Source organism: Parabacteroides sp. PF5-6, from assembly GCF_029504695.1.
Taxonomy (GTDB): Bacteria; Bacteroidota; Bacteroidia; order Bacteroidales; family Tannerellaceae; genus QVMG01.
This window is the reverse complement of record NZ_JAQFIN010000010.1, coordinates 60,848-82,008: the sequence shown is the minus strand read 5'-3', so window position 1 is coordinate 82,008 and position 21,161 is coordinate 60,848. Positions and strand designations below refer to the sequence as shown.

At 48.8% G+C, this 21,161-nt stretch carries 14 protein-coding genes; 6 read left to right on the top strand and 8 right to left on the bottom strand.

Annotated features, from left to right (window positions below):
- Positions 1–35 precede the first annotated feature (35 nt).
- Positions 36–2,873, top strand: a complete 2,838-nt coding sequence (locus tag M2133_RS11965) for a PD-(D/E)XK nuclease family protein (protein ID WP_277466376.1) — start codon at positions 36–38, stop codon at positions 2,871–2,873.
- A 5-nt stretch (positions 2,874–2,878) separates the two neighbouring features.
- On the opposite strand, the gene M2133_RS11960 is transcribed toward M2133_RS11965, so the two are convergent.
- From M2133_RS11960 to pyrB, 4 genes are read right to left on the bottom strand one after another with little or no spacing between them, the layout of a single operon-like run.
- A complete protein-coding gene (locus M2133_RS11960) occupies positions 2,879–3,622 on the bottom strand; it encodes a porin family protein (protein ID WP_277466375.1) in 744 nt (247 codons plus the stop codon).
- A gap of 4 nt (positions 3,623–3,626) precedes the next feature.
- The gene (locus M2133_RS11955) at positions 3,627–4,193 is read right to left on the bottom strand and encodes a flavin reductase family protein (protein ID WP_277466374.1); all 567 of its coding nucleotides are present in this window, start codon (positions 4,191–4,193) and stop codon (positions 3,627–3,629) included.
- The gene (gene pyrI / locus M2133_RS11950; RefSeq protein WP_277466373.1) at positions 4,190–4,648 is read right to left on the bottom strand and encodes an aspartate carbamoyltransferase regulatory subunit; all 459 of its coding nucleotides are present in this window, start codon (positions 4,646–4,648) and stop codon (positions 4,190–4,192) included. Before pyrI ends, M2133_RS11955 begins: the two co-directional genes overlap by 4 nt.
- 14 nt (positions 4,649–4,662) lie before the next feature.
- Positions 4,663–5,577, bottom strand: a complete 915-nt coding sequence (gene pyrB, locus M2133_RS11945; protein WP_277466372.1) for an aspartate carbamoyltransferase — start codon at positions 5,575–5,577, stop codon at positions 4,663–4,665.
- A gap of 214 nt (positions 5,578–5,791) precedes the next feature.
- Between pyrB and M2133_RS11940 the strand changes: the two genes are divergently transcribed.
- The 4 genes from M2133_RS11940 (at position 5,792) to M2133_RS11925 (ending at position 14,257) form a co-directional block, all read left to right on the top strand.
- Positions 5,792–8,461, top strand: a complete 2,670-nt coding sequence (locus M2133_RS11940) for an ATP-binding protein (protein WP_277466371.1) — start codon at positions 5,792–5,794, stop codon at positions 8,459–8,461.
- Positions 8,448–11,513, top strand: coding sequence for an ATP-binding protein (locus M2133_RS11935; protein WP_277466370.1), 3,066 nt, complete (start codon positions 8,448–8,450; stop codon positions 11,511–11,513). Before M2133_RS11940 ends, M2133_RS11935 begins: the two co-directional genes overlap by 14 nt.
- A 112-nt stretch (positions 11,514–11,625) precedes the next feature.
- The gene (locus M2133_RS11930; protein ID WP_277466369.1) at positions 11,626–13,713 is read left to right on the top strand and encodes a KamA family protein; all 2,088 of its coding nucleotides are present in this window, start codon (positions 11,626–11,628) and stop codon (positions 13,711–13,713) included.
- A gap of 13 nt (positions 13,714–13,726) precedes the next feature.
- Complete coding sequence (locus tag M2133_RS11925; RefSeq protein WP_277466368.1) at positions 13,727–14,257, top strand: DUF2148 domain-containing protein; 531 nt, start codon at positions 13,727–13,729, stop codon at positions 14,255–14,257.
- Between the two features lie 2 nt (positions 14,258–14,259).
- Here the strand turns inward: M2133_RS11925 and yihA are convergent, their stop codons facing one another.
- From yihA to M2133_RS11910, 3 genes are all read right to left on the bottom strand, one after another.
- The gene (gene yihA, locus M2133_RS11920; protein WP_277466367.1) at positions 14,260–14,868 is read right to left on the bottom strand and encodes a ribosome biogenesis GTP-binding protein YihA/YsxC; all 609 of its coding nucleotides are present in this window, start codon (positions 14,866–14,868) and stop codon (positions 14,260–14,262) included.
- A 5-nt stretch (positions 14,869–14,873) separates the two neighbouring features.
- Positions 14,874–16,367 carry a sodium:solute symporter gene (locus M2133_RS11915; protein ID WP_277466366.1) on the bottom strand — a complete coding sequence of 498 codons (1,494 nt, stop codon included), beginning with the start codon at positions 16,365–16,367 and terminating at the stop codon, positions 14,874–14,876.
- A gap of 1,273 nt (positions 16,368–17,640) precedes the next feature.
- Positions 17,641–18,933, bottom strand: coding sequence for a SpoIID/LytB domain-containing protein (locus tag M2133_RS11910; RefSeq protein WP_277466365.1), 1,293 nt, complete (start codon positions 18,931–18,933; stop codon positions 17,641–17,643).
- Between the two features lie 306 nt (positions 18,934–19,239).
- On the opposite strand from M2133_RS11910, the gene M2133_RS11905 reads away from it, so the two are divergent.
- Positions 19,240–19,806 (top strand): 30S ribosomal protein S16, encoded by a 567-nt coding sequence (locus M2133_RS11905; protein ID WP_277466364.1) that lies wholly within the window; start codon positions 19,240–19,242, stop codon positions 19,804–19,806.
- 87 nt (positions 19,807–19,893) lie between these two features.
- Here M2133_RS11905 and M2133_RS11900 read toward each other — a convergent pair whose 3' ends face one another.
- The gene (locus tag M2133_RS11900; protein ID WP_277466363.1) at positions 19,894–21,159 is read right to left on the bottom strand and encodes an FtsX-like permease family protein; all 1,266 of its coding nucleotides are present in this window, start codon (positions 21,157–21,159) and stop codon (positions 19,894–19,896) included.
- Positions 21,160–21,161 lie beyond the last annotated feature (2 nt).

Sequence of the window (21,161 nt, the reverse complement as noted above, 5' to 3'; positions counted from 1 at the left end):
TTCTCACAATTCATAATTCATAATTCATAATTTTCTTGCGTCCCTTTCTACATCAAATAGCTGCCTTGTTCTACAAGGAATATGGCGCCGATATCAGTCGGCTGGCCTTTGTGTTTCCCAATCAACGGGCGGGTATTTTCTTTAAGAAATACCTGTCGGAGATTGCCGGTGGGCCGGTTTTCTCACCGACGATCCTGACGATCAGCGATCTGTTTCTGGAGTTGAGTGGCAAGCAGCCTGCCGACCGGATCCGTATGCTTTTCTCGCTGTATACGATTTATGTGCGGGTCAGTGGGGCGACGGAGACCTTCGATGAGTTTCTGTATTGGGGAGAGATGCTGCTGAATGACTTCGACGATGTCGATAAATACCTGGTTGATGCCTCGATGCTCTTTTCCAATGTGACGGATCTGCGCGAGATTGAAAATGACTTTGGTTTTCTCAGCGAGAAACAGGTTACGGCGATCCGTTCTTTCTGGTCTTCTTTTTATCCGAAAGGCGACTCGCCCAACCAACGGGAGTTTCTTTCGGTCTGGCAACTCTTGTATTCGCTCTATGATACCCTCCGGCAGGAGCTCTCCCGGGAAGGGCTGGGCTATGAGGGTATGATCTTCCGGGAAGTGGTGGAGAATCCCGAATGGCAGGACCACCACCGGTTGGCGTATGACCGGATTGTCTTTGTCGGACTGAACGCCTTGTCCAAGGCGGAGGAACAACTGCTTACGTTGTTGAAACAGATGGACTATGCCGATTTCTACTGGGATTATGCCTCGGAGAAGGTGACGGACCCGGAGAATAAAGCTTCCTATTTTGTAGAGAATAACCGCGCCCAATTTCCTTCCCGGCACCCGTTGCCGGCGGAGCAGGCTGAACTACCCCGGATGGAAGTTATAGGCATCCCGTCCGGCATCGGACAGGCCAAACAGGTGTACACGCTGTTGCAGTCGTATTGCGAACGGGGCGATATGGAAGGGGAAGACGCTTTGCGCACGGCCATCGTATTGCCGGATGAACAAATGTTGATCCCCGTATTGAACTCTATACCGGAACAGATCCGGTCGATCAATGTGACCATGGGTTATCCCCTGTCGGGCACACCGGCGGCTTCGCTTATCGATGCCACACTTTCCCTGCAACGGAATATACGGTACATGGACGGCTCGCCTTGTTTTTATTTTCGCGATGTGTTGCCGGTCCTGAATCACCGGTATATCACCGGGGCGGAACCGGAGGTGACGGCTGCGCTGGTGAGGGAGATCTCTTTGAACAACAAAGTCTATGTGCGGGAGGAAGAGTTGGCGTGTACGCCATTCCTCTCTCTTCTCTTTGCGCCGGTAAACGATGCGGATAAACTCTCAGACTATCTGCTGCGCCTGCTTGAAGAGCTGAATAAATATTCCGCTTCGGCGTTGGACGGTGAGTTTATCTTTCATTATTATACGACTGTCAATCGGCTGAAGGAGGTGATGTTGGATGCCGGTATCCGGATGAAAGCGGAGACCTATGCCCGCCTATTGAAACGGGCGGCAGAGATGATCCGGATCCCCTTCAAGGGGGAGCCGCTCTCCGGGCTACAGGTTATGGGGGTATTGGAAACCCGAGCGCTCGACTTCGACCGGGTGATTATCCTGTCGATGAACGAAGGCACGTTCCCGCAGCGGAAAGCAGCCAATTCCTTTATCCCTTATCACCTGCGCATCGGTTTCGGCTTGCCGACCTACGAACATCAGGACAGTGTCTGGGCCTATCATTTCTACCGGCTGATCTATCGCGCCAGCCAGGTCAGCCTGATATACGACACCCGCACCGCTGGGATGCAGACCGGGGAAGTCAGCCGTTTTGTTCATCAGCTGCATTATCTGTATCAGGTACCGATTCAACATAAATTAGTCGTTTATAATGTCTCTTCTTCTCAAACACCCGCCCTGCGAATCGAGAAGACCCCGGAGGTGATGGAGCAGCTCAGGGCTTTCCATAAAGGGGGCGAGCGGGCGATTTCCGCCAGCGCGCTGAATACGTATCTCGACTGCCCGTTGAAATTCTATTTTTCCGTTGTCGAGAATATACGGGAAGAGGAAGAGGTGACCGAGTCGGTCGAAAGCAGTATGTTCGGAAGTATCTTGCACGCGACCCTGGAAGAATTGTATAAACCTTTCTGCGGGCGGATGGTCACGGCGGATGTCTTAACACTAATGCGCAAGAACAAACAATTGCTCAACGATACCATAATGCGCACTTTCGCCAAGGAGTTCTTTCACTCGGATGCCGTGCGCCCCTTGACGGGGCAGAACTTCCTTATCGGCGAGATGATCCGTAAATACGTGGAGAAGATGCTGGAAGTGGATGGCAAACAAGCTCCTTTTCAGTATATCCGTTCGGAGAAGCGGATGGACGACCTTTTCACCTTATCCAACGCGCGGGAGATCCGCCTGAAAGGTTATATCGACCGGATTGACGCCGTGGGCGACAGCTTGCGCATCATCGATTATAAGAGCGGGAGTGGCAGTTCCTCTTTCCGGACCATCGAAAGCCTTTTCGATACGGAAGAGAAAGACCGTTCGAAAGCCGTGATGCAGGTGTTTATGTATGCCTGGATGTATCATCGCCTACCCGAAGGGGCTGACCGGAAGATCCGCCCCGGGATCTATTATATGCGTTCGCTTTTCGGTTCGGGCTTCACCGCGGATATCACGCAGAAAGAGGAGCGGGGCAAGTCCGAGGTGATCGAGGATTTCCGCAACCATATCCAACCCTTTGAAGAAGCCATGCGCCACTGCCTGGAAGAAATCTTCAACTCCCCCAACCCCTTCACTCAAACGCCCACAGGTAAAGCCTGTCTCTACTGCCAGTTCAAAGGCATTTGCGGGAAATAAAATGTTCAGAAGATAATCCCAAGCGAAAAACTCATGACATTGATGCGTTTGTCGATCCGGATATTGTTTTCAATGGTAGGGCTGCCGGCTTGTTTGTTGCGGAAATCGGTTTCGGTTTGATTCAGACCGAACTCATAGCTGAAGTCGAAGAATAACTGCCAGATCTGAACGGAAATACCCATGGCTATATTCAGACCGAACGGATTACTCTCACTGAGAAATTCGTGAACGCTGCCGGTCGACAGGGATTTGTATGTCACATTATAGTCATATTTGAGTGTCGGACCGGCCAGAAAGCTTAAAGCGTATGGTCCTTCACGAACAATATGGTAACCGATATGAACCGGAACCTGAAGAGACTGCCTGGACATCTCCAGATGCGCGCTTTGGCGTGTTGTTTCTGCTGCCGGCAGGTCGGGCAATTCAGCTTGAGGAATACTGAAATGGATATCTCCTTCGGAATGTTGCCACGAGAAACTGGGTTGGATGAAAAAACGATCCACATTGATCCGACCGAAAACGGATGCCTGAACACCGACTTTGTAGGTGAGACGAATATCCTCCAGTTGCAGGTCGTCTATCGTGATGGATTTGACAATCGGGAATGTGGAATTGAAACCTATGGTCGCTCCCAGGTTGAATGTTTTACTTTGATAAACGAAATTACTTTTTCTGACCTCTTCATTTTCCTGTGCAAAAGAAGAGAAAGAAACAAATGAGAGTAGAAGAAGTAATGAAAAGGATCTCATGCCGTTACTTTTTCTTTTGAACCGACCAACCGAATTTACCGATAAAAGCTCCCAGTTCGTAATACTTCCCATGGGCATAGACCAACAGGTTCGCCCGTTCCATATCAAAAGCACCGGTTACGGGGTCGAGGTATTTGTCGTCGGCCTGCACATTGACCACTTCGGCAATAAACATATCGTGACTGCCTAACGCCATGACTTCTTTCACCCGGCACTCAATATTTAATGGAGATTCTTTCAGGATGGGCGCGCAGACTACGGAGGCTTTCTCTGGAGTCAGCTGCATTTCTTCAAATTTATGATGGTCTTTACCCGAGTTGACGCCACACCAGTCTGTGGCATAGGCCATCTCCTGCGTGGTCAGGTTGATGACAAACTCCATATCCCGCTTTAACAACTCATACGAATGGCGCTCGGGGCGAACGGAGATATAACACATCGGGGGATTGGTACAGATCGTGCCGACCCATGAGACCGTGATCAGGTTGTATTCGGAAGGTTCTTTCCCGCAACTGATCAGAACGGCGGGGAGGGGATAGATCAGGGTTCCCGGTTTCCAGTCTACTTTCATTTGATCACAATATCTTCTTTGTTTATTTTGCGCTCGCAATAGCGACAGCGAATCGAGCCTTTCCCTTTATCGATCACTTCAAAGCGCGAAAGCATCGGTTCGTTGTTCGTGATACATTTAGGATTGTTACACTTCACCACGTCGACCAGTTCTTCCGGCAGGGTAACGGTCTTCTTCTCCACCACTTCATAGTCGCGAATAATATTCAGGATCACGTTCGGCGCGATCAGGGAGATGCGATTGATCTCATCTTCTGCGAAGAATTTGTTCGCGATCTTGATCACTCCTTTGGATTCCATCTTTTTGCTATGGAAATTGTTCCCGATGGTAATCGTGTTGTCCATCTTTTCCAATCCCAAAAGCGATGCCACCTTGAATAACTGGCTGGGGGGGATATGATCAATCGCGGTTCCGTTTTCCAGCGCAGCGACCTGTAGCTCTTTTTTCTTAACCATAATATGTGTGCTTATTAAATCTCAATTCCTAATACTTCACAGATAATCGCTTCCCGCGTGAATAATCCATTACGTGCCTGTTGGATATAATAGGCTTTCGGATTGTCGTCGACATCATAAGCAATCTCATTGACACGAGGCAGCGGATGAAGGATACGCAGGTTCTCCCGGCTATTGGCCAGCATATTGTTGCGCAGGATATACACGTTTTTTACCCGTTCGTATTCCACCAGGTCGGTAAACCGTTCTCTTTGTACGCGGGTCATATAGAGAATATCCGTCTGATTGATGATCTCTTCCGTGAAATCGGCATGCTCGGTGTATCGGATGCCATGTTTATCGCAGAAATGCTTTTGTTCGTCCGGCATGCGCAGTTCATCGGGAGCGATAAAATGAAAGGTCGGATTGAAATGCGACATGCCGACAATCAGGGAATGAACGGTTCGCCCGTATTTCAGGTCGCCCACCATGGTTATGGTCAGGTTCTCCAGTGTGCCCTGGGTTTTCTGGATCGAATAAAGATCCAGCAAGGTTTGGGAAGGATGCTGGTTGGCCCCATCTCCTGCATTGATGATCGGCACATCCGTCACCTCCGAAGCATAGCGGGCTGCTCCTTCGAGGTAATGCCGCATCACGATCACATCGGCATAATTGCTGACCATCAGTATGGTGTCTTTCAATGTCTCTCCTTTGGAAGAACTGGTGGTGGACGCATCCGTAAATCCTACGACTTTACCACCCAGGCGATTGACAGCCGTCTCAAAACTCAGGCGTGTACGGGTGGATGGCTCGAAGAACAAGGTGGCGGCGATTTTACCTTCCATGATTTTCCGGTTAGGGTTTTCTTCAAAACGTTCAGCGCTTCTCAGGATGCGGAGAATATCCTCTTTGCTGCATTGATCAATAGAAACTAAACTTTTACTCTTCATAAGTTATGCGTATTCGTCATTCTATGCAAATGTATAAAAATAGAATTTATCCGCTAGGGTAGCGAACAATTTATTTTATTCTTTGTTCCATATTGTGTGGCATCTTTTTCCAAGATGTTTAGTATTTTTACGCTTTCTTTGAAAGCCCCAATAATAAAGGATCTTGATGATAATAGAATATACTGCAAAGCGAAAGAAAATCGGATTGTTTTTTTTGACAGGTCTACTGGTCGCGGTAATGGCCTATTTTGCATTAGGCTATCAGCGGACAGAGAAAAAACAGATCTTGATCATCCATTCGTATGAACAGGGAAATGGCTGGATGGATCATCTGCAGCAAGGTATTTATAAATGCATAAAAGAAAATAAGCTGTCTGCGGATATCGAAACGATCTATCTGCGGGATGAGGTTGTGGACATCCGATTGGAAACAAAATACATACAGGAAAAGTTAGACGCCTATAAAGACAAAGCACCGGATCTGATTTTTGTCTCCGGGGACGAAGCCTTATTGGCTCTTATGACTTCCGAGCATCCGTTTGCTTATCGTATACCGGTTGTTTTTACCGGTGTGGCTTATCTGCCTGAAGAAGCATCCGAGAAACATCCGAATATGACCGGGCTGATGACTACGCCGGATTATGAGACGTGTTATCAGTTAGCCCGGCAAATATCCGGTCAGGTAGATGAAATTATTCTGATCGCTGAGGATTCGGATATTGGGAAACAAGCTGTAAATACCGCCAGACAACAACTACGGAATACGCCGAATCTGACAGAAATCTATGAGTCTTACTGGTCGTACAGCGAAACCGATAGCCTGCGCTCTGCGCGCAGTGTTGTCAATCCGTTCAAGCTGCGTATCGAACGGGTCGATATGTTACCCGGATTTATGCTTAAGAATGTGTTGTATTACAAACTAAACAGTCTCTGTATCTTGCCTTTATGGCATCCTTCTTATGCGGCTTTGCCCCGTATGGGGACTGCTCCGTTCTTAATGGTTAGTAGCGAAGGTTTCGGTAGCGGACAAATCGGCGGATACATGACGCCGGGGGATCAGCAGGGGTATCAGGCCATGCGTATTGCTATTGATCTTCTGCGGGGAGGACGGATTGAAGATCATCCGATAACGCAGAGTAAACAGATCCCTGTATTCGACTGGGAGCAATTGCATTTCTGGTCGATCGACCTGGATCGATTGCCCGACGAAAGCATCATCATCAATATGCCGATATTGATGAAGTACAAGATGCAGATCATAGCCGCTTCTGTAATCGTTTCTTTATTTATCGCTCTTTTCGCCTTGATGTTGGCCCGCTTGTACCGGCGGGAATCGTATAATAAAAATAAGGCAAAGGAAAACCTGAAGAAAGAGCGAAAAGAGCTGGATATCACAATCGAATCGCTGAACGAAGGGGTTGTTTCCATCAGTACGGACGGCATTATCCTTTCGATGAATAAGACCGCGGTGGCTTTATTCGGTTTTGATCCGAAGCAATCTTATGTTGGAACACCGGTCTGGTCTTTGTTTAACATACAGAAAAAAGATAACCCGTCTTATTTGAAAGAACTGTTGGTGGAATTATCCCTGACACTGGGCAGCCGTGTGCTGAGTAAGACCGCCTATATCATCACAAAAGATAAAAAAGCCTTTTCTGTTGCCGGGAGTATAAGCAGCCTTTACTATAACGGGATGTCTTATGGCACAGTGCTCAGCTTCCATGATGCGACGGATGAATATGCCCGGAAAGGCTATCTGGCTCTAAGCATGATCTCGGGTGATCTCTTTGCCTGCCGTTACGATCAGGCCAATCGATTGATCCTCTTCGATGAGTCTTTTTTTAGTACGTTCGGCTTGCAGGATGACGGAAGCCATTCGATCAGCAGTGAAGACTTCATTCGTGCCATCCATCCGGACGACCGGCGCAAGAGTGTATTCTCTTTCTTGAAACTCATGAAAGGGACGGACGAGAAAGTGACGACACAACAACGGATGGATTTCACCGGCAAAGGTTATCAGTGGTGGGAGTTCCGTATCTCGGTTTTGCCTGAGGCAACGAAAGAGTCCCGTTACCTTTTGATGGGGATTTGTCTCAATATAGAGAACTTCAAGCAAGCGGAACAGGAGTTGATCCGCCTGAAAGATGAAGCGGAGAATTCGGATTTATTGAAAAGTGCTTTTCTGGCTAATATGAGCCATGAAGTGCGTACCCCTCTTAACTCGATTGTGGGTTTCTCTACCTTATTGATCGAAGGCGAAGAACTCCCGAAAGAGAACCGGGATGAGTTTATGGCTATTATCAGTGAAAACTGTAAGTTGCTGCTCAAGCTAATCAATGAGATATTAGATCTCTCACGCATAGAAAGCGGTATTGTGTTCCGTCAGGATCCCTGCGATCTGACTTCGATCATGGAAGATTTACTGCATCATTATATTCCCGAGGAAGGACGGAAGGAGAATGTACGATATCTCCTGGATATTCCCGAAAGCCCAACTGTGCTTTTGGGTGATGTCTTCCGGTTGAAGCAGATCATGAGCAATTTGCTGGATAACGCGCTTAAGTTTACGGAAGAAGGCAGTATCACCTGGGGCTATTATGCGGATAAAGAGAAAGAGGAAGTTATCCTTTTTGTCCGGGATACCGGGGTGGGTATCGCTCAGGAATACCTGCCGCAGATTTTTGATCGTTTTTATAAATCGGATAATTTCACCCAAGGAGGCGGATTAGGTTTATCCATTATCTATGAGATTGTGAAGCGATTGGGGGGAACCATACAGGTTGAGTCGGAATTGAATGCCGGAACTTCTTTTTATGTACATTTGCCGATGCATGAAAAGCAAGAAGAAGAAACTATAGAGAAAGGGGAGTATGAAACGTTATAGTGCGCTGAGATATATTGGTCTTTTTCTTTTGATCCTGCAAGGAATGTTTTTGTTCTATTCTTGCACGGGGCGGAGTTCCCAGGATGGGCGTAGTTATAATGTGTTGGTGATCCAATCTTTCCGGGAAGACTCGCCCTGGCGAAATGAATTGGTGCGTGGAGGACTGGATGGCTTTAAGAACAACGGCCTGAAGGGAGAGTTTAAAGCGCTGTTTCTCGATAGCGAATCGCTGACGACAACGGAGCAGCAGAAACTTATTCATGACTATTTTGAGGAATACGCCGTACCTGATTTAATCATTCTCTGCAATGATCCGGCGATAAGAACTTTTTTCGCATCAAAGAATCCGTTGACCTATCAGGTGCCCGTTGTCTTCTGCGGAGCGGATTACTGGGACGACAGCCTACTGGATGGACGGCAGAATGTGACCGGTTTTACAACAGAACCGGATTATGTCCGAACGATCGCTTTGATGAAAACTTTTTATCCGGAGATGAAAGGGGTAGTACTGGATGTGGATGATAGTCCATTGTCCCAGCTGGCGACCGCCGTTTTCCAGGAGCAGGTGGAAACGTATCACTTAGATGCAGGTATTGATCTGCAGATAAACAACCTGGATCAGAATCTGGGTAGTTCGCTTATGTGGAATGCCGCGTTTGTCAATCAGTACCCGCGGATCATGCCGGTGTGGAGCCGCTTCTATGCCAGCCGGGCGCGTAATACGGAAGTTCCTTTTTTCTCTGTCGATAATAAAGGCTTGGGACAGGGCTATCTGGGCGGATATCTTGTTCCCGCTTATGCGATGTCTTATCAGGCGGCCGAGCGCGGTGTTGAGATCCTGAGAGGCAAGTCCATCAGTGAACTGCCGGTTACCGCAAGCGAGAAGAAGCCTGTTTTCGACTGGTTGCAGCTGAAAAAGTGCGGTATCAGTAAAGATAAGTTACCGGCTGACAGTGTCCTGATCAATCAGTCCTTTTTTGAAGAATACGGCGATCGCTACCTTCTGTTTGTTATCACCGGCATTTCGGCCATTCTCCTGGTCTCGGCCGTGGTCTTTTTCTTGTATAAGAAAGCGCAGATCATGAAGAAGAAAGCGCAGGAAGAATTAGAGGGACATCGCCGGCGACTCAAGATCGTGATGTCTTCTATCCGCGAAGGGGTGGTTTCCGTGGACCGGAATATGAATATTTTCACGATCAATCCGGCGGCTCTGTATTGGCTTCAGTTGGGTGGGGATGAAAATCAGTATAAAGGAAAGAATGTCTTTTCGATTATGGACTTGTCGGACGGCGTGGAAGACTGTTTGTTGTATTCCCTGATCGATACGGTCTTTACCACGAATAATACGGTTGAATTCAGTACGTTCCAGCTTTTATCCAAGGCAAGCAACCACAGTTCTCCGGTGGTCGGCTCTGTTTCCGCCATTTATCAGGGAAAAGAATTGTATGGAGCAGTTATCGTATTCCATGATATCACGGAAGAACTGGCGCAAAGGGAATTCCTGGAATTGACCTTAGGTGCTGGAGACGTTGTTTCTTGGCATTTGGATTATCCCAATCGTTTTATTACTTTTGATCCCTCATTCTTCACGTTGAATAACATAGAGGATGACGGAACGCATTCTTTTACGTTGGAACGTTTGGCGCAAATGATCCATCCCGAAGATCGCTTCCAGTGGGAAGAGGTCAACCGGAAATTTGCCGATGGTACGTTAAACACGCTGGTGTTTGAGATGCGGGTGGATGTCAACGGACAGGGCTATCAGTGGTGGGAACTCCGCTATACGAGTATTCATATCTATTCGGAGAGGGAAGTGCCTCATATCTTTGGCCTGGTACGAAATGTTGAACACGAGAAACAGCGCTTGCAGGATATAGAGAAAGCCCGCGATAAAGCGCAGATGTCCGACCGGCTGAAGAGTGCTTTTCTGGCGAATATGAGCCATGAGATCCGGACGCCGTTGAATGCGATTGTCGGATTTTCCAATGTCTTAACTTCTGACGAGGAGTTAGGCCCCGACGAACGGCAGGTCTTTATTGAGACGATACGCAACAATTGTAACCTCTTATTGGGACTGATCAGTGATGTATTGGATATTGCCCAGATCGAGACCGGTGCCATGTCGTTCAAGGAAGAGGTCTGCGATGTGAATGAACTGATGAATCAGATCCTGGTCACCCAGCGGGTGATTATTCCGGAGCATCTGGATTTGATTGGCGATCTGCCGGAAGAGACTTCTTTTATCATTACCGATAAGTTACGACTGAACCAGGTGATAACGAATTTGATCAATAACGCGGTCAAATTTACGGAAAAAGGGTCTGTTACGGTCGGTTATACCCGTGAAGATGATGAATTTTTGCGTTTCTTTGTAGAAGATACGGGAAAAGGTATACCAGAAGTGGATTTATTTAATATTTTTGAGAGATTTTTCAAGAAAGATGATTTTAAACAGGGCGCTGGCTTAGGATTATCAATCTGTAAGATGATTGTTGATCGATTTGGAGGAGATATAAATGTAACCTCAGAGATCGGCGTGGGAAGCCGGTTTACGGTAACCCTCCCTTTTGTCGGGGTATCTCCTATTTCATCAGACGGAAAACGAAGTATATTTGCGAATAGTAACATTTATAAATTGTACAATATGAACACAGTAGCACAAGATGCTCCCATGCAAGACAAGGTTACTCTTCTGATCGCAGAGGATGAAGAAAGTAACTATCTGTTATTGAAAACTATTTTGCAGAAACATTGCAATTTGATTCGTGCGAAAACAGGTAAGGAAGCCATAGAGAAGTTTAACGAACACGGAAGTATCGTTGATCTGATCTTGTTAGATATCAAAATGCCGGAGATGACAGGTATTGAGGCGCTTAAGGAAATCCGTAAGATCAATACCGAAATTCCAATCATCATGCAGTCGGCTTATGTCTTCGACTCGGATATGGAGAGTGCGCGTCAGGCAGGTGCATCCGATTTCATTACCAAGCCCATCAACCTGAAGATACTCAAAGAAACGCTGATGCGGTATCTTCCGGTGTTGAAGTTCTAACGGCTTCGGACGTTTTTGGATCCATTTTATTTTGTCTTGTTGATTATTTTGTTATATTTGTAGGACTTCATTCCTGCGAAGGAACTAACAATGTAATCAACAAGATATTTTTATGCTTATAAAAGAGCTCTACGAAACCGATCTGATTAAATTAAAAAAGGAATTCACCCGTACATTTCCCTCATTAGCCTCTCTGGCCAGAGAAGGTGAGTGTTTCGAACATTTCAAAGAATCGTTAAAATATTATGTTTCCTCTTCTGCCGGCAATGCGAAAGTTGTCGACCGGCTGTTGCTATTTATCGCGTACGATGGGCGCATGATCGACGAACTGTCTACCGGAGAGCGGCGTACGATTCAGACCATCCGCTACCTATGGGAGTTTCTGAACGGCAACCCCCGGCCAACCCTATCGCCCGATGCCATCATCGATTTATATCATCAGTTCTTACTCCTGGAGAAAGAGCCGGAAGTTGTGTACGATCCCTTACGGTTGAAAAAACAAATGGCCCGTTGGCCCACTGGCCTCGACGAAGAGGTGCGCGAAGTGCGAAAAGCCAACAAAGACCGGATCATCCGCAGCTTGATCCGCCGGATCGAGCGCCATCATTCGCCCACTTCGCGCTATCAGTTCGCCGAAGGTGCGACAGAAGAGGAGAAATACCAGCAGGTCGAGGGCTGGTGGCAGTCGAGCCGCTTCCATCTGGCGATGGCGATAAAGAGTCCGACGGAGTTGAACGCCTTTCTGGGCAATACCCTTTCCCCGCAGACGATGCAGTTGCTTCTGACGGCCCGGAAAAAGGGGATGCCCTTTTTTGTTACCCCTTATTACCTCTCTTTATTGAACACTTCGGCGGAAGGCTACGACGATATGTCCATCCGCTCGTATATTCTTTATTCGCAGGAGCTGGTCGATACCTACGGGCAGATCAAAGCCTGGGAGAAAGAGGATCTGGTCGTCAAAGACGAGCCCAACGCCGCCGGATGGCTGCTGCCGGGCAGCCATAATATCCACCGCCGTTACCCGGAGGTGGCGATCCTGATCCCGGACTCGATGGGAAGGGCCTGTGGTGGCCTTTGTGCGTCCTGTCAGCGGATGTATGAGTTCCAGAGCGAGCGTTTGAACTTCGACCTGGAAGCCCTGAAACCCAAAGAGACCTGGGATAAAAAGTTGAGCCGCCTGATGAATTACTTCGAAGAAGACGCCCAGTTGCGCGATATCCTGATCACCGGTGGCGATGCTTTCATGAGCCAGAACGCGACCCTGCGGAAGATCCTGGATGCTGTCTACCGGATGGCTGTTCGTAAGCGACGTGCCAACGAGAGCCGCCCGGATGGAGAGAAATATGCCGAGTTGCAGCGCGTCCGCCTGGGTTCCCGCCTGTTGGCCTACCTGCCGATGCGTATCACCGATGACCTGGTTGAGGTTTTGCGCGAATTCAAAGAGAAAGCTTCCCGGATCGGCGTCACACAGTTTTATATCCAGACCCATTTCCAGACCCCCTTGGAGGTCACTCCCGATGCCAAACGTGCCATCGAGGCGATCCTGTCGGCAGGGTGGACCATCACGAACCAATTGGTATTCACCGTTGCCGCTTCCCGCCGGGGGCATACGGCCAAACTGCGTCAGACACTGAACGCCCTGGGCGTGGTTTGCTATTATACCTTCTCGGTCAAGGGCTTTCGGGAGAACTACGCGGTGTTCGCGCCCAACAGCCGTTCACTTCAGGAAGAGAATGAAGAGAAACGCTTCGGTTTTATTCCCAAAGAGAAACGATTGGAACTGGATGAACTGATCCGTACCCGCCAACCGCTGGACAAATACCTGCGCCGTTTCCTGAAAGAGAACCATTTGCCTTTCGTGGCGACCGATCGTAACGTATTGAACCTGCCGGGAATAGGGAAGAGCATGACTTTCCGGACCGTCGGTCTGACGGCAGACGGCCGGCGCATCCTGTGTTTCGATCACGATGCCAGCCGTCGACACAGTCCGATCATCGATCAGATCGGGCGTGTCTATATCGTCGAGAACAAATCGATCGCCGACTACCTGCGTCAGCTCGAAGCCCTGGGCGAGCGGGTGGATGCCTACCGCTCGATCTGGAATTACTGTGAAGGAAAGACGGAACCTCGCTTCAGTATCTATGAATATCCGGATTATCCTTTTATTATTACGGAAAAAATGACAAATTTGCAGCTTTAAAAAACAAAAAACTATGGTTCAGAACGAACGAGAGATCCGAAAAGAATTAGTTATCGACGCCGCCCGTGCGATGGCTCGCGCTGCCCGGACAGCACCCAAAGGTAAAGGGGCGGATATTATTGAAGTGGGTATTGTGACGGCGGAAGATATCGACCGCCTGTCGGAGGAATTGATCCGCTACAACGAAGAATCCGGCATGATGTTCCTGTTGCGCGACGCAGACAACCTCAAATCGGCCGATGCCGTGTTGATTGTCGGTACGGCCCAGAAGGTTCAGGGGCTGAACTGCGCGCATTGTGGCTTCCCGACCTGCGAAGCGAAACCCGAAGCGGTGCCTTGCGCGATCAATGTGGTCGATGTAGGTATCGCGATCGGCTCGGCTTGTAGCGTGGCGGCCGATATGCGGGTCGATACCCGGGTGATGTTCAGTGCCGGCATGGCTGCGCAACGCCTGAAGATGTTGGGCGACAGCCAGTGTGTGATGGCTGTTCCGGTGAGTGCATCCAGCAAAAATCCTTTCTTCGACCGCAAACCGAAAGAATAAACCTATCCTTCCTGTGCGATTTCTTTGTTGATCTGGTCGATATACCGGAGAATCTCTTCGCGCCCTTCCCGCTTCTCCGACGAGGAGGTGAAGATCGGCGGTAGCTCCTCCCAGGTCTCTTGCAGTTTGTTGCGGTAGACCTGCATATTCTCTTCCAACCGGCTTTTGCTGATCTTATCGGTCTTGGTGAAGATGATGGCAAAAGGAATACCGTTCTCACCCAGCCATTCCATAAACTCCAGATCGATCTTCTGCGGCTCATGGCGGCAGTCGAGCAAGACGAAAAGATTGGTCATCTCGACACGTTCCAGGATATAATCTTCAATGATGCGGCGGATATTTTCCCGACCCTGCTTGCCGCGCTGGGCATAGCCGTAGCCGGGCAGGTCGACCAGGTACCAGGCGGCGTTGATCAGGAAATGATTAATCAACTGCGTCTTGCCGGGCTTCTGGGAGGTCATCGCCAGGCCTTTGTGGTTGGTTACCATATTGATCAACGAGGACTTGCCCACGTTGCTCCGGCCGATAAAGGCGTATTCCGGCTTGCCGTCGTGCGGGCATTTCTCGACGTCGGTATTGCTGATTATGAATTCTGCGCTTTTGATTTCCATATTATTTATTTTTGAAGGGGTTTAAGGGGTTTAAAGGGTTTAAGGGGTTGAGGGGGTGAGCTCTCAGAGCTGAGCCATAGACCGGTGAAGGTGATCAGGCCGTTGAAGATCAGCATCTCATAGCTGAAAACATACCCCGTGTACTGCTTCACCAGGTAGTCGGTCAGGAAGCAGATCAGCGGTGAAGTGATGCAAATATACGGAACATATTTGTCGCGTGGCTTCTTCTTGGTGAAAAGCCCGAAGACAAACAAACCCAACAGGGGACCGTACGTATAAGACGCGATCATATAGATGGCATCGATCACGCTGCGATTGTTCAACATCTTGAAGATAAGGATAATCACTGCAAAAAGAACCGAGATCATCAGGTGCACCTTCAGGCGGGTCTTTTTGGCTTTCTGCGCTTCCTCTTTCTCTACGCCCAGGATATCGACGCAGAACGAGGTCGTCAATGCCGTCAACGCCGAATCCGCACTGCTGAATGCCGCGGCGATGATACCGATACTAAAGAAGATCAGGATCGAATCGCCCAAGAGCCCCGACGTGCAAAACATCGGCAGGATATCATCATTCAACGCCGGGAGCTCGATCTGCTGCTGCGCAGCCAAAGTGACCAATAATACCCCCAGAGAAAGGAAGAGGAAGTTGACCGGCGTGAAGGCAAAACCGTACGTGTACATATTCTTCTGCGCATCCTTGAGGCTTTTGCACGAAAGGTTCTTCTGCATCATGTCCTGGTCGAGCCCGGTCATGACAATGGTGATGAATATGCCGCTAAAGAACTGCTTGGCGAAGTGTTGCGTACTGTGCCAGTCGCTGAATTCGAAGATCCGGGCGTGAGGGCTGTTGGCCACGGTCTCTACAAGGCCTGCGAAATCGAGCCCCATGCGTTCTTTCACCTGCCAGATGATCACCAATAGCATGGCCACCAGGCAGACCGCTTGTATGGTGTCGGTCCAAATAATCGTTTTGATCCCGCTTCGGTACGTGTACAGCCAGATCAAAGCGATGCAAAGAAGTACAGTCACCCAGAAAGGAATATTCCAGGCGCTGAACACATAAGTCTGCAGGATCAATACGACCAGATACAACCGGGCGGCGGCACCTACGATCTTGGAAAGGAGAAAAAAGGAAGCGCCCGTCTTATACCCTCTCCGGCCGATGCGCTGATCGAGATAAATATAGATCGAAGTCAATTGGAGCTTATAATATAAAGGTAAGAGCACCTTGGCAATGATGATATACCCGACGAAAAAACCCAATACAGTCTGCATATACGTCATGTCGATGCCGCGCACCATGCCCGGAACCGACACGAAAGTGACGCCCGATAGCGAAGTGCCGATCATGCCGATCGAGACAATGATCCAGGGCGACTGCCGGTTGCCCAGAAAGAACGCGTCGTTATCGCTACTCTTCCGTCCCGTGATCCAGGCGATCAGAAGCAATACCGCGAAGTAGGCGATGAGTATGACTAAAATAAGGGAACTGTTCATGGGGGACAAAGATACAAAAAATAAAGATTCCGGTTTTCAAGGGTGGAATTGGTCCATTCGCAGACAAAAATGGGGGGATTGTCTATTCTAATTGTACATATAAAAAAGAATGTCGACTTTTGGCATAGAATTCAACGTGAGTAAAAAATGGAGTAGCCTGTGAAGGTGAAACAAACCGATTTTATCAAATCGGCTATTAGGTTAACATTGCGAAAAAGCTGCTGATCGTTCAGCGGCTTTTTTCTTGATATGACGAGCGTTTGAAGCGCGCCAGAACTCCCTTTTTCAAACTACCGGTACTTTGCGCGCAAACTACTAATATTTTGTCGCCAAACTACCGGTAGTTGGTGCGCAAACTACCGGTAGTTTCTGAGGAGAATATTAATATCTCATTTTCAGCGGTTTGGTGATGCGGCATTGTTCGTTGCGAAGAAAATCGGAAGATTTTCTTCAGTAGTTGGTAGTGGGTAGTTAGTAGTTAGTAGGCGCGGAGCGGCAAATAGAAGAAAATCTGAAGATTTTCTTCGGTAGTTGGTAGTGGGTAGTTAGTAGTTGGTAGGCGCGGAGCGGCAAATGGAAGGAAATGTGAAGGAGCAGGATAATAGCAAGTGGACTATCTCGGCTCCCCTTCTTAGAAAAGAAGGGGGTGGACCAGAGCCGTAGGCGATGGTGGGGTAGTTTGATCCTAATTTTGTATGAGATAGGTATTTATGATTTGTCAGAAGATCAAACTGCTCCACCACGGCAAGCCGTGGTCCCCCTCTTCTTGTCTAAGAAGAGGAGCCGAGATACCGATATCGTAAACCTTCACTTCTCAAAAGATTTGAAAGCGCGCTGCGCGCGCAATTTACGAACGCTCCCCCCCAAAATACCCTCCGAACAGTGTTTTTCGTTTTTTTACTTACATCATACAGGATTTTTGCATGTTCCTATAGATCAAACCTATAGCTATTCTGGGGAGCCAAAAAAAGCAGTAAAATTCCTGTAAGTAACTTTCCGGCTCCTGTTGGAGAGTCCCCATAGTGATCGGTTTAACATTGTTGCCTATTCCGGCTGTATGATGCAAGTAAAAAAATGAAAAACTGTTTTGGGTGATCGGTTTACCCCTGTTTTGCATTTGCGTTTGTTAACATCTGCCGTTTAACAACAAAAGTTTCCCCCTTCACAGAAAAGGCCGTCGGAGTTTTGAAAAAGGCCGGCAGCGTTTTGAAAAAGGCCGGCAGCCTTTTGGGAAACGCTGCCGGCCTTTTTTGTGCAAAAGAAGAGGGTGATTCTAATATCTCTTTTTGATTTGGGCGCCCGGGTAGTAATGGGATAAGATCTGGCGGTATGTATGGCCTTGCGTACTCATTACGGCGGCGCCGATCTGGCATAATCCGACACCGTGTCCCCAGCCGGCTCCGGTCAATACGAAGCGTCCCGGTATGCCCCCTTTGACTTCGAGGCGGTCGACGACAAAAGCGGAGCTGAAAAGGTGGGTAGAGGAAAGGATGCGCCTTATCTCCAGTTCTTTTCCAATGATGATGCTGCCGCAGGTGCCAATGATTTTCAGTTCTTCGATCCGACCGGAAGTGCCTCGCTTGATTGGCACCAGATCGCGGATCAGGCCGAGATTGATCAAGCCGTCCATATTCTGATTGAATAAAGCGGATAGTTCCGCCTGGGTATATTCTACTTTCCAACGGTAGAAATCAGGGGTTTCCTGGTCGTAATCCGTTAGTATCTGTGCAAGGATCTTTTGATCGGAGGTATGGCAAAACGCATCCGGAGTTGTTCGGATCCATTTCTCTGCTTCTTCTTCCCGGGTCAGATCGGGGAGGGTCGTCTCGGTCAGGTTGTCGCGTACGGCCGACAGGTACGGATGATGCACCGGTTCCCAGCAGTGTTCGAACTCTTCGCTGACGCCACCGCAACATTTCGAAAAGCGGGCATCACAGATCTGCTCTTCGTGCGCCAGGATCTCGCCGGAGGTTTCCCTGACGGCTTCTTCTACCCGGGCGGTGCTGGCTTTGGTGATTCCCTGGTAGCGCTGGCAATGATCGTCGGCACATACGTCGTACAAGCTATGGTCTTCCCTGTCGTACCAGCGGATGAGGCGTTCGCTGTCCTGGTAGCAGGCGATGTGTTGGGTATGATCCTGGGCCAACTGGCGGCTTTTCTCGATCTGCGCCAACAGCCAACTGCGGGAAATGACGGCATGGGTCTTCAGCATCTCTTTCGAGCAGGTGGCATTCATCTCCGAAGAGATCACACTGATCAGGTAGTCTTCCACATCGATCTCATTGATGGCCAATAGACCGGTCTCCGTGATCAGGATATCCAATGCACCGTTGAAGCATTGATCTTCTTTCCGTTCCCAGTGGAACCCTTTGCCGATCGTCACCTCTTTCAACGCGAAAGAAGCCTTTTTCGAAACTGGCTCGAAGTATAATTCTTTGTAAAGTTTCCCGTTGAACAGAATCTTGTCGTTGACAAGCAGGGCACGTTGCTCTCCGACAAGAAAATCTCCTGTCTCTACGTGGATATATTCATCGTTAAAGAAGAAAGACAAAACGTTTTCAATCATGATCCCGATGCTGACGGCAGGGGTCTCTGTTTCTGGAAAATCGATGAACTGTGTTTTTTGACTGTCGTATTTCACAATAATAAAATGTTAGATTTTAATCGTGTTGTGCGTTCCTGGCGTTGCAGAAAGTGACAAACTTACGTTTAATTTTTCATATAAACAAATCAAAATGTCAATAATGGACGCATTCTCTGCTGATTTTTTTACGACGGGTCGAACTTATTTGTATGGGTTATGCTTTTTCTTTCCGATTTTTCTTTATCTTTGCACCCGCTAATACAAACAGCATAAATTAATTATTCAAACATGGCAACAAAATTAAGATTGCAACGGCGCGGTCGCAAAGGGTATCCTTTTTATCAGATCGTAGCCGCCGACAGCAGGGCTCCACGGGATGGAAAGTTTATTGAAAGGGTAGGTTCTTATAATCCGAACACTAATCCTGCTACAATAGATTTGGATTTCGATAGAGCTTTGTATTGGTTGGAAGTTGGTGCACAACCGACAGACACAGTGCGCAGTATCCTTTCTCGTGAAGGCGTATTGCTGATGAAACACCTGAAAGGTGGCGTGAAAAAAGGCGCTTTCGATGAAGCTACGGCAACCCAGAAGTTCGAAGCTTGGAAGAGAGATCAACAAGCTGGCTTGCAAGCTGAGAAAGACAAAGCGCGCGAAGCTGCCAAAGCCGAAGCGAAAGCTCGTCTGGAAGCAGAAAAAGAAGTAAACAAAGCCAAAGCAGAAGAAGTAGCCAAGAAGAAAGCTGAACTGGCTGCTGCGAATGCAGAAGCCGCAGTGGAAGACGCACCGGCTGAAGAAGCAGCAGTGGAAGAAGCACCGGCTGAAGAAGCTCCGGCTGCGGAAAGTGCAGAATAAGTTTTATTCTGAATTCTTCTGAAAAGAATAAAGGCTGGTCCGAAAGGGCCAGCCTCTTTTTGTTATAGGAGGGGGGTGATCCGCTATTTATTCATCCCGTAAGGCTTCCGCCAGTTCGAGGCGGGCAGCGCGGCGGGCGGGCCAGTTGATGCCGCCGATCACCATCAGGACGAGGATTATTAATGAAGAACAGAGGGCTATCGCGACGCGTCCGGCAGTGAAAGGCAAACGCCAGGTATCCAGGATATCGCTATACAAGAGGTTGATATACACCAATGTCGCCGGCAGGATCACGAGCACGATCAACAACAAACCTTCCACAATCATATACTTCCAGACAGTCGACCGGTTGGCACCGGCCGCCATGCGGATCGCAATCTCGCCCCGCCGCTGGCGAGTACGCAGCCAGAAAGTACCGAAGATACCCAGGAATACGGTGATCAACACAAACACCATCACGTAAGTCATCAACAATACATCTTCACGCAGCATCTTACCCACCACCTCATCGCGGAACTTATGCGAAGGGACAACGGAGGCGACATAGAGGTTGTTCACCTGCAAGCGGTCGCCCATCTCCACCTCGAACATCTCTTCGAAGTGCCGTTCCCTGCCCGGATGAATACGAACACAAATATTCAACCAGGTAATATCATTCGTCGCCAGCCACCCGTTCAGGCGCGTGGGCGTCAGCATCTCGTAAAAGGCCGGTTCATACGGATAGAAGTCCTGCCGCTTCAGGGGTTCGCTCACGGCAATCACCCGGAAGGGCACTTCCTGTTCTTCCTCTTTCGTACCGTTATACACTTCTTTGCCCAGGGCATCGGTCGCCGTATCGAAGAGTGTTTCGGCGATGGTGCGCGTCAGGACAAACTGATTATTGCCTGCCGCCTCGACGCGCAAAGGCGTGCCATCGAAACTGCGGATCCGGAAGACCTCGAAATACGAAGGCGTAACCACCCGACAGCGCATGCTTGGCGAATGCAACGTATCGGCACGCAAGCCATTCCATAAGCCACCCATCGAATAGGGCTCGGCAAAGATCGAGAGCGAGATCGCCTCCACATCGGGGTATTGCCGGATCCGGTCGACCAGCGCTGCCGCTTCATCCGCCTTAGTCATCGCGTTCTCCTCCGGCGCGAGGTAGTTCGGCGCGATCGGCTCCAATGTCTTCAGCCGCATCATATACGTATGCTCAATATCAAAGCCTTTGGGCTCCATATAGTTTTTCAGTTTGACCCAGAGAAAGTCGGTCATCAACAGTAGGAAAAAGAAAACCACCAAGAGTTCCAACAGGATCCAGCTGTTCTGGCGGCGTTCCACCCATATTTGTTTGAGGATATGCTTGATCATAA